This window comes from Vogesella perlucida (genome assembly GCF_979366545.1).
This window is the reverse complement of the sequence record NZ_CEETRO010000002.1, coordinates 20628-33624: the sequence shown is the minus strand read 5'-3', so window position 1 is coordinate 33624 and position 12997 is coordinate 20628. Positions and strand designations below refer to the sequence as shown.

At 63.7% G+C, this 12997-nt stretch carries 11 protein-coding genes; 6 read left to right on the top strand and 5 right to left on the bottom strand.

Translation table 11 applies throughout. The annotated features are described in order from the left end of the window. Nucleotides 1-38: 38 nt before the first annotated feature. The 4 genes from ACZ9XP_RS02710 (at nucleotide 39) to ACZ9XP_RS02695 (ending at nucleotide 4886) form a co-directional block, all read left to right on the top strand. Nucleotides 39-1058, top strand: a complete 1020-nt coding sequence (locus tag ACZ9XP_RS02710) for an efflux RND transporter periplasmic adaptor subunit (protein WP_170253498.1) — start codon at nucleotides 39-41, stop codon at nucleotides 1056-1058. Further along, entirely contained in the window at nucleotides 1058-4252 is a 3195-nt protein-coding gene (locus tag ACZ9XP_RS02705; RefSeq protein ID WP_465187952.1) for an efflux RND transporter permease subunit, read from the top strand. The genes ACZ9XP_RS02710 and ACZ9XP_RS02705 overlap by 1 nt, the downstream gene beginning before the upstream one ends. Further along, nucleotides 4249-4473, top strand: a complete 225-nt coding sequence (locus ACZ9XP_RS02700) for a YgaP family membrane protein (RefSeq protein ID WP_147682470.1) — start codon at nucleotides 4249-4251, stop codon at nucleotides 4471-4473. The genes ACZ9XP_RS02705 and ACZ9XP_RS02700 overlap by 4 nt, the downstream gene beginning before the upstream one ends. Before the next feature lie 80 nt (nucleotides 4474-4553). Then, nucleotides 4554-4886, top strand: a complete 333-nt coding sequence (locus ACZ9XP_RS02695; protein WP_147682469.1) for a rhodanese-like domain-containing protein — start codon at nucleotides 4554-4556, stop codon at nucleotides 4884-4886. Nucleotides 4887-5044: 158 nt separating this feature from the next. On the opposite strand, the gene ACZ9XP_RS02690 is transcribed toward ACZ9XP_RS02695, so the two are convergent. From ACZ9XP_RS02690 to uvrA, 3 genes are all read right to left on the bottom strand, one after another. Further along, on the bottom strand, nucleotides 5045-5662 hold the full coding sequence (locus tag ACZ9XP_RS02690) for a LysE family translocator (protein WP_465187951.1): 618 nt from the start codon (nucleotides 5660-5662) through the stop codon (nucleotides 5045-5047). Nucleotides 5663-6148: 486 nt separating this feature from the next. After that, nucleotides 6149-6592 carry a VOC family protein gene (locus ACZ9XP_RS02685; RefSeq protein ID WP_438696668.1) on the bottom strand — a complete coding sequence of 148 codons (444 nt, stop codon included), beginning with the start codon at nucleotides 6590-6592 and terminating at the stop codon, nucleotides 6149-6151. Nucleotides 6593-6667: 75 nt separating this feature from the next. Next, the gene (gene uvrA, locus ACZ9XP_RS02680) at nucleotides 6668-9493 is read right to left on the bottom strand and encodes an excinuclease ABC subunit UvrA (RefSeq protein ID WP_465187949.1); all 2826 of its coding nucleotides are present in this window, start codon (nucleotides 9491-9493) and stop codon (nucleotides 6668-6670) included. A 195-nt stretch (nucleotides 9494-9688) separates the two neighbouring features. On the opposite strand from uvrA, the gene ACZ9XP_RS02675 reads away from it, so the two are divergent. Both ACZ9XP_RS02675 and ACZ9XP_RS02670 read left to right on the top strand, forming a co-directional pair. Next, complete coding sequence (locus tag ACZ9XP_RS02675) at nucleotides 9689-11062, top strand: MFS transporter (RefSeq protein ID WP_147682465.1); 1374 nt, start codon at nucleotides 9689-9691, stop codon at nucleotides 11060-11062. Nucleotides 11063-11144: 82 nt separating this feature from the next. Then, nucleotides 11145-11600: a single-stranded DNA-binding protein gene (locus ACZ9XP_RS02670; protein ID WP_017508765.1), complete on the top strand. Its 456-nt coding sequence runs from the start codon at nucleotides 11145-11147 to the stop codon at nucleotides 11598-11600. A 134-nt stretch (nucleotides 11601-11734) separates the two neighbouring features. Here ACZ9XP_RS02670 and ACZ9XP_RS02665 read toward each other — a convergent pair whose 3' ends face one another. Continuing rightward, the gene (locus ACZ9XP_RS02665; protein ID WP_465187948.1) at nucleotides 11735-11992 is read right to left on the bottom strand and encodes a hypothetical protein; all 258 of its coding nucleotides are present in this window, start codon (nucleotides 11990-11992) and stop codon (nucleotides 11735-11737) included. A gap of 21 nt (nucleotides 11993-12013) precedes the next feature. Continuing rightward, nucleotides 12014-12940, bottom strand: a complete 927-nt coding sequence (locus tag ACZ9XP_RS02660; RefSeq protein ID WP_465187947.1) for a LysR family transcriptional regulator — start codon at nucleotides 12938-12940, stop codon at nucleotides 12014-12016. Between the last annotated feature and the right edge of the window lie 57 nt (nucleotides 12941-12997).

Genomic DNA, 12997 nt, shown 5'->3' with positions numbered 1-12997 from the left:
ATTATGTTTCACGCAAGATATTTTACCGGGAGCCCACCGTGCACCTGCTTCGCCCCTGCGTGATTGCCCTTTGTGCCAGCCCCGCCCTGGCAGCACCCCTGCCTACCCTGCTACTGGGCAGCCAGCAACACAGCCCGCTGTACCACAGCCAGGGTGTGGTGCAGGCTCAGCGCAGCGCCGAGCTGTCGGTACCGGTATCCGGCCGCATTACCCAGCTGTCGGTACGCGCTGGCGACAACGTCAAAGCGGGTACCGTGCTGGCACGCGTGGATGGCGAAGCGGCGCGGCAGAGCGCCAGCGCCAGCCAGGCGCAGATCGCCGCCGCCCAGGCCCAGCTGGCACAAGCGCAGCGCGAGTTTGCCCGCACGCAAAAGCTGGCCGCGCAAAACTTCATCAGCGCTTCGGCACTGGATGCCGCCCAAGCGCAGCTGAAAACCGCCGAAGCCCAAGCCCGCGCGCAGATGGCCACCGCGCGCGCCAGCGGCGCACAGGCCGGGCTGTACCAGCTCAGCGCCCCGTTTGCCGGCACCATCGCACGCGTTAACGGCGACCTGGGCGCGCTGGCCATGCCGGGCCAGGCCATTGTGGCGATGTACGACGGCAGCGCGCTGCGAGTAGAGGTGCAGCTGCCCGCCAGCGTGTACGCCAACCTCAACCAGCAAGCAGCCCCGGTACTGAGCTGGCGTGGCCAGGCGCTGAAGGTTGGCCGCATCGAGTGGTTTCCGTCTACCGACGCCGGCAGCCAGACCCGCACCGTACGCATCAACCTGCAAGCCGGTAGCGCGGTAGCAGTAGGCGAGATGGTACAAGCCGGCTTTAGCCTGCGCGGCAGCGACAGCCAGCTGCGGGTACCGGCCGCCGCCGTCAGCCGCCAGCGCGAATTTGATACCGTCTACGTGGTAGACCACAGCGGCCGCGCCAGCCTGCGTTTTGTGCGGCTGGGTAGTGCCGAAAACGGCTACTTCCCGGTACTGGCCGGCCTGCGCGCCGGTGAGCGCATTGCCGCCAACGCCGAACAGGCCGCCGTCCTGAGCACCAGCCAGACAGGAGCACGCTAATGAGCACCCCGCACAAGCTGGGCGTGGCTGGCCGGCTGGCCGCGTATTTTCAGCATGCCCGCATTACCCCGCTGATTGCCCTGCTGGCCCTGCTGCTGGGCCTGTTTGCCGTGCTGGTAACACCGCGTGAAGAAGAGCCGCAGATCAACGTCACCATGGCCAATGTGCTGATTCCCTTCCCAGGTGCCAGTGCAGAAAGCGTGGAAAGCCTGGTGGCACAACCTGCCGAGCAAGTACTAGGGCAGATCGACGGTGTGGATCACCTGTACGCAGTAAGCCGCCCCGGCATGGCCATCCTTACCGTGCAGTTCAAGGTGGGCGTGCCGCGCATCGACGCGCTGGTACGCTTGTACGACACCATCCACAGCCACGCCGACTGGCTGCCGCAAGGCCTGGGCGTAGGCCAGCCGCTAATCAAGCCCAAGGGGATTGATGACGTACCCATCGTTACCTTTACCCTGCACGCCCCCGAGCAAAACCTGGGCAGCCTGGACTTGGCCCGCGTTGCCCGCGCGCTGGAAGGCGAGCTCAAGCGCGTGCCGGGCACGCGCGAGGTCACCACCAGCGGCGACCCTGGCCAGGCCATCAACGTGAGCCTGCAGCCACACAAACTGCACACCACCGGCCTCACCGTAGCCGACCTGCGCCAGGCGCTGTCTGCGGCCAACCTGGCGCTGCCACTGGGCCACACCGTGAACCAGCGCGCCATTACGCTGGAAGCTGGCCCCTACCTGCAAAACGCCGACCAGGTGGCCAGCCTGATCGTGGCGGTGCGAAACGGCCGCCCCGTCTACCTGCGTGACGTGGCCGAGGTCAGCGCCGGCGCGCAGCAGGCCAGCCAGTACGTGTGGTACGGCGATGCCCACGGCACGCGCCCGGCAGTCACCCTCAGCATCACCAAACAGCCGGGTCAGAACGCGGTAGATATCGCCAATGCGCTGGCGGCCCGTGTAGACCAGCTGAGAAACAGCGTGATCCCCGCCGATGTCGAGGTGACACAGACGCGCAACTACGGCGCCACCGCCAACGACAAAGCGCAAAAGCTGATCCAGAAGCTAGCGTTTGCCACCGCCGCCGTGGTGGCGCTGGTGATGCTGGCGCTGGGCCGCCGCGAAGCCGCCATCGTAGGCGTGGCCGTTATCCTTACCCTTACCGCCACGCTGTTTGCGTCCTGGGCCTGGGGCTTTACGCTGAACCGCGTGTCGCTGTTTGCACTGATTTTCTCCATCGGCATTCTGGTGGACGACGCCATCGTGGTGGTGGAAAACATCCACCGCCACCGCCAGCTCACGCCAGATGCCAGCCTGGGCGAGCTGATTCCGCGCGCGGTAGACGAAGTGGGCGGCCCCACCATCCTGGCCACGCTCACCGTGATTGCCGCCCTGCTGCCCATGGCGTTTGTCAGCGGCCTGATGGGCCCGTACATGAGCCCCATCCCCATCAATGCCTCGATGGGCATGCTGATCTCGCTGGCCATCGCCTTTGTGCTGACGCCGTGGCTGGCGCAGCGCTGGCTGGCTAGCCAGCACAGCCACCACGATGGCCTGTCGGCCCGCCTGCAACCGTTGGCCGCACGCCTGTTCGCCCCTTTCCTGCACCCGCACAGCGGCGGCCGGGCCCGTAGCTTGCTGCTGCTGGGCGTAGCCGGAATGGTGGTGCTGTCGCTGGCACTGCCGGTGGCGCAACTGGTAGTGCTGAAAATGCTGCCATTCGATAACAAATCCGAGCTGCAGCTCGTGGTAGACATGCCGGCCGGCACCCCGCTGGAAGACACCGCCGCCGCGCTGCAAAGCCTGGGCCAGTGGCTGGGCCAGCAGCCCGAGGTGGTGGACTACCAGGCCTACGCCGGCACCACTGCACCGATCAACTTCAACGGCCTGGTGCGCCAGTACTATCTGCGTAGCGGCTTTGAAAGCGGCGATATCCTGATCAACCTGCAAGACAAACACCAGCGCAGCGCATCCAGTCATAGCCTGGCACTGCGCTACCGGCCGGCGCTGGCGCTGATTGCGCGCCAGTACGGCGCCCGCATCAAGCTGGTAGAAGTGCCGCCCGGCCCGCCGGTGATGGCGCCCATCGTGGCCGAGGTGTACGGCCCGTCCGCCGCCGGGCGCGCCAGCGTGGCACAGCAACTGGAGGCAGTGTTCAAGCGCGGTAGCCATCTTGTGGACATCGACAGCACCGTGCAGCCCACCGGGCCAAAAACCGTGCTGCTGATCGACCGCGAAAAAGCCATGCAGCGCGGTGTGCCGCAGGCAGCCATCGTCACCACGCTGGCTGCCGGGCTGTCGGGCGATAACGCCACCTGGCTACACGACCTCAGCAAATACGCGGTGCCGGTACAGCTGCGCCTGCCGCAAGCGCTACAGGCCGACACCCATGCCCTGCTGGCGCTGCCGGTGCGCGCCGGCGACGGCAGCGTGATGCCGCTGTCCGAGCTGGTACGCGCCGTCCCTGCCAGCACAGAACGCCCGCGCCTGCGCAAAGACGGCATGGCGGTGGACTACGTTACCGGCGACATGGCCGGCGGTGCAGACAGCCCGCTATACGGCATGTTTGCCCTGCGCGGCCAACTCGCCGGCATCCACACCGCCAACCTGCAGCCGCTGGGCGAGTACTTCATCCACCAGCCCGCCGACCCGCAGCGCGAGTACGCCATCAAATGGGATGGCGAGTGGCAGATCACCTACGAGACCTTCCGCGACATGGGGGCGGCCTACGCCGTGGGCCTGGTATTGATCTACCTGCTGGTAGTCGCCCACTTTGGCTCCTACCTGATGCCACTGGTGATCATGGCGCCGATTCCGCTCACCCTGGTAGGCGTCATGCCCGGCCACGCCCTGCTGGGCGCACCGTTTACCGCCACCAGCATGATCGGCATGATCGCGCTGGCCGGCATCATCGTGCGCAACTCCATCCTGCTGGTGGACTTCATCCGGCTGGAAGTAGCCGCCGGCAGTGCGCTGGCCAGCGCCGTGGTGCGCTCGGCCGCCACCCGCGCCCAGCCCATCGCACTGACTGGCCTGGCCGCCATGATCGGCGCGCTGTTCATTCTGGACGACCCCATCTTTAACGGCCTGGCCATCTCGCTGATCTTCGGCATTTTCGTGTCCACCCTGCTCACGCTGGTGGTGATCCCGCTGCTGTATTACATCGCCTTCCGCGGCCAACCTCAGGAAAGAACCTCGCCATGACCATAGAACGCGCTATCCGCTTTTTTGCCGGCTGCATGATCCTGCTCTCGCTGGCACTGGGTGCCCAGGCCAGCCCGCTGTTTGCCAGCCCGCACTGGCTGTGGCTTACCGCCTTCGTGGGGGCCAACCTGCTGCAGTACTCGCTCAGCAACTTCTGCCCGCTGGCGCTGCTGCTGAAAAAACTCGGCCTGCCCGAACAGACAGCCTGCCTTCAGAAATGACTTATTGCTGTCGATAAGAAAGGTGGCAGTTACCCGCTGCCACCCGATAACAATATCTACCGGACACACAAGGACAGGCCATGATCCACTGGTTAAAAAAACTGTTCGGCAAGTCAGCCAAACCGGCTGCGGCCATACCGCAAGGGGCACTGATCATCGATGTACGCGAGCACGGCGAATACGCCAGCGGCCACGCGGATGGCGCCATCAATATTCCGCTGGGCCAGCTGGCCAGCCGCCTGGACTGGCTGAAGCAGCAAAAGCCACCTGCCGTACTGCTGTACTGCGCCAGCGGCATGCGCTCAGCCATGGCCTGCAAGCAGCTGCAAAGCGCCGGCTTCGCCAATGTGCAAAACGCCGGCAACCAGGCACGCTTGGCCAGCATGCTGTCCGGCCAACGCCAGGCGGCCTGAGCTGGCGGCTAGCGGCCGCACAAACAAAAAGCCTCACCCATTAAACGTGGATGAGGCTTTTTCTTGCCCGACTGCCAAGCCCGTTGCCCGGATAAGGCACTGCTGCATCCGGGAAAAACGCCGTCGCGCAGCGAGCCTTCCCCCATAACGGCCCCGCCCTAACGCCTTGCCAACAGCAGCCCCAAGCCGGCGCCGCCCAGCAGCACGCTGCAGCTGCGGTTGAACACACGTTGGCCGCGTGGGGTGGCAAACCAGCGCTTCAGCTGCACGCCCAGCGCGGCGTACACGCCGATGGCCACCCACTCGAGCAGCAAAAACGCCACGCCCAGCTGCAAAAACTGCGGCGCCACCGGCTGCGCGGTATCGACAAACTGCGGTAAGAACGCGGTAAAGATCAGGATGGCCTTGGGGTTGCCAGCGGCCACCCATAGCTCTTGCCGCATCAGCTCGCGCAGGCCTTGCGACGGGCGGCTATCGGCCGGGCCGCTCAGGCTGCCAGCACGCCACAGCTGCCACGCCAGCCAGAACAGATAGCCGGCACCGGCCAGTTTGATCGCGGTAAACAGCCACAGCGAGCCCTGCAACACCACCGCTAGCCCGGTAGATGCCAGCGCAATCATCACCGCAAACGCCAGCAAGCGGCCCACACCGGCCAGACAGGCGGTAGCAAAGCCGTAGCGGGTGGCATTGCTGATCGACAGCAGGTTGTTGGGGCCGGGGGCCAGGTTGAGCGCAAAGCAGGCAGGCAGAAACAACAGCAAGGTGGCCAGTGACATGGCGGGCTCCGGTAAAGAACAAGGTTGGCCGCAAAGGCGACGCGTTAACTTATCGTTATGCCGCTGCAACACGCAAGAAAAACCCGCCGGCAGGCCAATGCCATTTAGTTATGGTAAGTGTGCTTGACCATCAAGTAGGAGAGCGTGAGTGAAGCGCCCCATCCCGTTGGCGTGAGCCGGTCAAAATGGTGCGCCCCAGGATTGTGCTGAGCGAATCAAAGATTCGCACGCGCAAGACGCCGATTTGTTTGAGCCCCGCGCCGTTAGCGATCTGCGTGCAAATCTCTGATTTGCTCAGCGATGCGAGTTCGGCGGCGCCTGGGGCGTGCCATTTTGGCAGGGGTTTCGAGCAGCCCCGGGTTGCGGGGTCTGCGTGCGAATCTATGATTCGCTCAGCGATAGAAAAGGGGGCGGCAATCCGCCCCCTTTCCCGTCTGCCGGGCGGAACCGGCATTCAAGCATCGTCCGCATAGCGGACACACTTCATCAAGCCGGTGCGCGCTTGAGCTTGAGCTTGCCCGATAGCCAGGTGTGGTCATAGCTGACAATCTCGAACGGGTTGCCAAACGGATCCACAAACGAGATCGAGCAGAAAAACCCGTGGTCGTGCACGCTGTCGCGGGCGATGGTCTGGCCGTCGCGGTTCAGCACACGCTCGCCGGCAAGCTGGTCTATCCACTCCAGAAAGTCTTGCCCGCTCACCACAAAAGCCACCGCGCCGGCCAGGCAGCCGGCACCTGGTTCCTCGCTCACCGCCAGACGCACGGTGCCGCTGGGGTTGGCCAGCATCATGGCGCTATGCGGGCCTTCCTGCATGTGCTTGTAGCGCGCATCCGGTGCCAGCCCCAGCACGCGGTCGTACCACTCTACGGCCTTGCTGCCGTCGCTGACTCGGATATGGATATGGTCGATCTTGCCTAGCGTTAACATGCTTTCCCCTTTAGCGGGCTGCCACATTGCAGCCCGGTAGCTGATTCTAACCGCATTTTGCCGATGATCTGTGGCTTAGCTGCGCGGCTGCAGCAACGGTGCCAGATAGTGACCGGTATGGCTGGCCGGGTTGGCCGCCACTTGCTCTGGCGTGCCGCTGGCAATGATCTGGCCGCCACCTGCCCCGCCTTCCGGACCCAGGTCTATCAGCCAGTCGGCAGTTTTGACCACGTCCAGATTGTGCTCGATCACCACCACGGTGTTGCCGTGCTCGCGCAGGCGGTGCAGCACTTGCAGCAGCAGATCGATATCGTGGAAGTGCAGGCCGGTGGTGGGCTCGTCCAGGATGTACAGCGTTTTGCCGGTATCGCGCTTGGACAGCTCCAGCCCCAGCTTCACGCGCTGCGCCTCGCCGCCGGACAGCGTGGTGGCGCTTTGCCCCAGGCGGATATAGCCCAGACCCACGTCCATCAGCGTTTTGAGCTTGCGCGCGACGCTGGGCACGGCGCTGAAGAACTCCAGCGCCTGCTCTACCGTCATTTCCAGCACTTCGGTAATGTTCTTGCCCTTGTACTGTACTTCCAGCGTTTCGCGGTTGTAGCGCTTGCCGTGGCACACGTCGCACGGCACGTAGACGTCAGGCAGGAAGTGCATTTCTACCTTGATCACACCATCGCCCTGACAGGCTTCGCAGCGGCCGCCTTTCACGTTAAAGCTGAAGCGACCCGGGCCATAGCCGCGCTCGCGCGACAGCGGCACGCCGGCAAACAGCTCGCGAATCGGCGTAAACAGGCCGGTGTAGGTGGCCGGGTTGGAACGCGGGGTGCGGCCGATGGGGCTCTGGTCTACGTTAATGACTTTGTCCAGGTGGTTCAGCCCGCGAATACGACGGTACGGCGACGGCTCTTCGCTGGCACCGTTCAGGTCGCGCGCGGCGATCTTGTACAGGGTGTCGTTGATCAGCGTGGATTTGCCGGAGCCGGACACGCCGGTAATGCACACCAGCATGCCCAGCGGCAGGTCCAGCGTGACGTCTTTCAGGTTGTTGCCGCTGGCGCCTTCAATGTGCAGCATGCGTTCGGGGTTCACCTCGCGGCGGCTGACTGGTACCGGTATCAAACGGCGACCGGACAGGAAATCGCCGGTGACCGAGCGCTCGCAGGCGGCCACTTCGGCCGGGGTACCGGCTACCAGCACCTCTCCGCCGTGCTCGCCAGCACCGGGGCCCATGTCCACCAGGTAGTCGGCGGCGCGGATGGCGTCTTCATCGTGCTCCACCACAATCACGCTATTGCCCAGGTCGCGCAGGCGCATCAGCGTGGCCAACAGGCGGTCGTTGTCGCGCTGGTGCAGGCCGATGGACGGCTCGTCCAGCACGTACATCACGCCGGTGAGGCCGCTGCCGATCTGGCTGGCCAGGCGGATGCGCTGTGCTTCGCCGCCGGACAGGGTGTCGGCCGAGCGCGCCAGGCACAGATAGTCCAGGCCCACGTTGTTCAGGAAAGACACGCGGTCGCTGATTTCCTTCACGATCTTTTCGGCCACGGCCTGCTTCTGGCCGGAAAACTGCAGGCCGCCAAAAAACGCCGCGGCTTCTTTCAGCGCCAGCTGGTTCACTTCGTGCAGGGTCTTGCGGCCGATAAATACGTGGCGCGCTTCCAGGCGCAGGCGCGAGCCTTTGCACGACGGGCAGCACTGATTGTTCTGGTACTTGGCCAGCTCTTCGCGCACGGCACTGGAGTCGGTTTCGCGGTAGCGGCGCTCCAGGTTGGGGATGATGCCTTCAAAGGCGTGCGCACGCTGGAACTTGGTGCCGCGCTCCGACACGTAGGTAAACTCGATTTCCTCGCGCCCGGAACCATGCAACACCACGTGCTGCACGCGCTGCGGCAGGTCTTCAAATGCCAGCTCCAGCGAAAAATCGTAATGCGCGGCCAGGGCCTGCAGCATCTGGAAGTAAAACTGGTTGCGCTTGTCCCAGCCTTTGATGGCGCCGCTAGCCAGCGTCAGCTCGGGGTGGGCCACCACGCGCTTGGGGTCGAAGAAGGTAATCTCGCCCAGGCCGTCGCACTTGGGGCACGCCCCCATGGGGTTGTTGAACGAGAATAGGCGTGGCTCCAGCTCGGGCAGGCTGTAGCTGCACACCGGGCAGGCAAACTTGGCCGAGAACCAGTGCTCCTGGCCGCTATCCATCTCTACCGCAATGGCGCGGCCTTCGGCGTGGCGCAGCGCGGTTTCAAAGCTTTCTGCCAGGCGCTGCTTCATGTCGTCGCGCACTTTCAGGCGGTCGATCACCACCTCGACCGTGTGCTTCTTGTTCTTGTCCAGCTTGGGCACGGCGTCCAGCTCGTACACCTCGCCGTCTACCCGCACGCGCACAAAACCCTGGGCGCGCAGATCATCAAACAGGTCCAGGTTTTCGCCCTTGCGGCCAACGATCACCGGCGCCAGGATCATCACCCGCGTCTCGGCCGGCAGCGCCAGCACGTGGTCGACCATCTGGCTTACCGTCTGGCTGGCCAGCGGCACGTCGTGCTCGGGGCAATGCGGGTCACCCACGCGGGCGTACAAGAGGCGCAGGTAGTCGTGGATTTCGGTGACGGTGCCCACGGTGGAACGCGGGTTGTGGCTGGTGGCCTTTTGCTCGATGGAAATCGCCGGGCTCAGGCCTTCGATCAGGTCAACATCGGGCTTTTCCATCAGCTGCAGAAACTGCCGCGCGTAGGCCGACAGGCTTTCCACATAGCGGCGCTGGCCCTCGGCGTACAGCGTGTCAAACGCCAGCGAGCTCTTGCCGGAGCCGGACAAGCCGGTAATCACCACCAGCTGGTGGCGGGGCAGATCCAGGTTTACGTTCTTGAGGTTGTGCGTGCGTGCACCGCGTATGCGGATGGAGTCCATGCCTGTCTCACCGTGAATCGGGGAACCTGCTACTATACCGGACTTATTGCAACAGGCTCCAGCAGCCTGAGCAGGCCACACAGCCAACAGGGTTTACACACTGTCACAGCATGGCAGACAAACCCCGCTACACTGGCCTGCGGCAGGCCTGCCCCACTGGCAGCTGTCCGTTCGCCACCTCTGACTCGCATACACATGACTGCATTAGAACTACGCGCCAGCCTGGGTTTGGCCGGTGTTTACGCCCTGCGCATGCTGGGCATGTTTTTGATCCTGCCGGTATTTGCCCTGTACGCCACCACCCTGCCCGGTGCCAGCAACCACACCCTGGTGGGCATTGCGCTGGGTAGCTACGGCCTGGTACAGGCGCTGCTGCAGCTGCCACTGGGCATGCTGTCCGACAAGGTTGGCCGCAAAAAGGTGATCTACGCCGGCCTGCTGCTGTTTGCCGCCGGCAGCTTCATAGCCGCCCAAGCCGACGACATCTACTGGCTGATGCTGGGCCGCGTCATCCAGGGCGCCGGTGCCATCTCGGCCGCCATTACCGCCCTGCTGGCCGACCTCACCCGTGAAGAAAACCGCACCCGCGCCATGGCCATGATCGGCATGAGCATCGGCACCACCTTTGCGGTAAGCCTGGTGCTGGGCCCGCTGCTAGCCAAGCATATCGGCGTAGACGGTATCTTCACCCTGACCGGCGTGCTGTCGCTGATGGCGCTGGTAGGCGTGTGGAAGATCATCCCCGACCCGGTGGTATCGCGCTTTCACTCCGACACCGGCACCAATACCGCGCGCCTGCCTGCCGTGCTGCGCCACCCCGAGCTGCTACGGCTGAACTACGGCATTTTTGCCCTGCACGCCGCGCAAATGGCCATGTTTGTCACCCTCCCCTTCGCGCTCACCAGCACCGGCGGGCTGGATAAGTCCGAGCACTGGCAGGTGTACCTGCCAGTGGTAGTAGCCGGCTTCTTCCTGATGGTGCCGGCCATTATTTATGGCGAGAAAAAAGCCAAGCTCAAGCAAGTGTTCGTGGCCGCCGTGGCGCTGATGACCGCTGCCCAGCTGGGCATGGCGCTGGCGCTGTCCAGCTTCTGGCTGATCGTGGTCTGGCTGGGGCTGTATTTTATTGCCTTCAATATTCTGGAAGCGACACTGCCCTCGCTGATCTCGAAAATCGCCCCCGCTGACGCCAAGGGCACCGCCATCGGCGTGTATAATACGGCCCAATCGCTCGGCCTGTTTCTAGGCGCGGCGCTGGGTGGCTGGCTGTACAGCCACCACGGTGCCGGTGGCGTGTTCGGTTTTACCAGCCTGCTGATGGCTAGCTGGCTGTGGCTGTCGTTTACCATGACGCCGCCCAAGGCAGTGAAAACGCAAATGTTCCCCATTGGCGACACCTGGCAAGGCGACGTGGCCACGCTATCGCGCCAGCTGCTGGCGGTACAGGGTGTCAGCGAGGTAGTGATCATGCTGGACGAGCGCGTGGCCTTCCTGAAAGTGGCCCAGCAAGGCTGGGACGAAGCCAGTGCCCGCGCCCTGATTGCCAGCACCAACCCGGCCCAGGCCTGAGAACACGCACAGACGCTGAAACAGCCCTGCTCGGGCGGTACGCTACCGCCCCACACATTGAACAGATTTTTCGGAGGATTCCATGAACAGCATTACTTTTGACGGCCGCTTGGCCGCAGACGCAGAGCTGCGTTACACCCCCAGCGGCGAATCGGTGCTGAGCTTCCGCGTGGCCAGCGACATCGGTTTTGGCGAGCGCAAAACCACCAACTGGTTTAGCTGCCAGGTATGGGGCAAGCGTGGCGAATCGCTGAAAAACTACCTGAACAAAGGCCAGCAAGTGACCGTATACGGCCAGCTGACCCTGCGCGAATGGCAAGACAAGGAAGGCATCAAGCGCCTGTCGCCAGACGTACGCGTGAGCGAAATCAGCCTGCAAGGTGGCCGCCGCGACGACATGCCGCCAATGGACGACGGCTACAGCGCCACCCCGCCAGCCCGCCAGGAAGCCCCGTCTGCCCCGCCAGCCGCCCCGCGCCGCCAGGAACCCAAGCCTGCCGCCCGCATGGACGACATGGACGACGATATTCCGTTCTAAGCCGGCGCTGTCTGCCAGCCAAAGCAAAACCCGCCACATGGCGGGTTTTTTGATGTCGTATTTCTTGGCAGTACACGATTGCACCGCCGCGACTAAAGCGTCCGCGCGGCTCCTGCCACGCATGGGCTGCTTGATTAAAAGATTGCCCATAGCCCGCAGGCCATCAGCAAGCACATCATCACAGACCTCACTGGCCATAGGTACGGCGAATACAACACGATGCCAAATACGCGGAGAAAACCAGCAGATTGCTGGTATTGCTGCCAAACCGCGGCCTTTGCCAGCGCAAATGTCTCTTTATGCAAGCGGTCAAGCTGAACACACACAAACCAGACAATCCAAGAGATCAGCGCTATCCAGGACAGCAGGCTTGCCCAATCGACACCCCTCATTTGCACTCTCCTTTGCCCGCTTCAATGACTCTCCCGCCCCGTATCCGCCGCCCCCAGCTCGCCCAGAAAGCTGTCCAGCACCATATTGCTGCGCCGCCCCTTGCGCACCACCACGCTTAACGGCGTGCTGTAGCGGTATTCGTCGGGGCGGATGGCACGCATCTGGCCGCGAGCGACCCAGCTAGCGGCGTAGTGGTCGGGTAGAAAGCCGATGTAGTGGCCGGTCAGTATCAAAAAGGCAATGCCCTCGCGGTCGGACGCCTTGGCGGTGCAGTGCAGCTGGCCCAGCCAGCGGTGTGCCTGCTCGGTAATGCGGTAGTTGGGGAAGATGGCGTGTGCCTGGCGGATGGCGGCGTCGTCTGGCGCGGCGGCGGCAAAAAACGGGTGCTCGCTGCTGCAGTACAGCGACGACTGCTCCTCGTACAGCCGCAAATAGGCCAGGCCGGGCAAGGGGTGGGTTTCCGGTATCACCCCCACGTGCAGGGTGCCGTCCAGCACGCCTTGCTCGATGTCGCTGGGCACCATCATGGCAATATTGATGCACACGCCGGGGCCGCGTGCGCTGAGCGCCTTCAGCGCTTGCGTGATGTGCATGTGCGACTGCGTGACCAGGTTATTGATGATGCCGATGTTCAGGTCGCCGCGCAGCTGGTGGTGCAGCTGGTTCACCTCGTCGCGAAAGTCCTCGATGGCCGACAGCAAGATGTTGGCCGCACGCAGTACTTCGCGGCCCTCGTCCGTCAGCGCAAAGCCGGCGCGGCCGCGGCGGCACAGGCATACGCCCAACCGTTTTTCCAGATCGCCCATGTGCAGGCTGATAGCCGAGCGGCTGATGCCCAGCACGCTTTCGGCCGCCGAGAAACTGCCGCACTCCACCACGGTCTTGAAAATGCGTAGCAGGCGGATGTCAAAATCGCTAACCTGCCCCAGCGCTACCGGCTTGTTCATTGGGTGAGCCATTTATAAACTGAAGTTTGCAAATATTGTATTTAACTTGCGCGATTA

Excerpts from the sequence above, each read along its gene's own strand:
- ACZ9XP_RS02690 (WP_465187951.1), bottom strand. The coding sequence starts at position 5,662 with ATGTCACTGGCCACCTTGCTGTTGTTTCTGCCTGCCTGCTTTGCGCTC.
- ACZ9XP_RS02695 (WP_147682469.1), top strand. The coding sequence starts at position 4,554 with ATGATCCACTGGTTAAAAAAACTGTTCGGCAAGTCAGCCAAACCGGCT.
- ACZ9XP_RS02675 (WP_147682465.1), top strand. The coding sequence starts at position 9,689 with ATGACTGCATTAGAACTACGCGCCAGCCTGGGTTTGGCCGGTGTTTAC.
- uvrA (WP_465187949.1), bottom strand. The coding sequence starts at position 9,493 with ATGGACTCCATCCGCATACGCGGTGCACGCACGCACAACCTCAAGAAC.
- ACZ9XP_RS02660 (WP_465187947.1), bottom strand. The coding sequence starts at position 12,940 with ATGAACAAGCCGGTAGCGCTGGGGCAGGTTAGCGATTTTGACATCCGC.
- ACZ9XP_RS02665 (WP_465187948.1), bottom strand. The coding sequence starts at position 11,992 with ATGAGGGGTGTCGATTGGGCAAGCCTGCTGTCCTGGATAGCGCTGATC.
- ACZ9XP_RS02685 (WP_438696668.1), bottom strand. The coding sequence starts at position 6,592 with ATGTTAACGCTAGGCAAGATCGACCATATCCATATCCGAGTCAGCGAC.
- ACZ9XP_RS02700 (WP_147682470.1), top strand. The coding sequence starts at position 4,249 with ATGACCATAGAACGCGCTATCCGCTTTTTTGCCGGCTGCATGATCCTG.
- ACZ9XP_RS02670 (WP_017508765.1), top strand. The coding sequence starts at position 11,145 with ATGAACAGCATTACTTTTGACGGCCGCTTGGCCGCAGACGCAGAGCTG.
- ACZ9XP_RS02705 (WP_465187952.1), top strand. The coding sequence starts at position 1,058 with ATGAGCACCCCGCACAAGCTGGGCGTGGCTGGCCGGCTGGCCGCGTAT.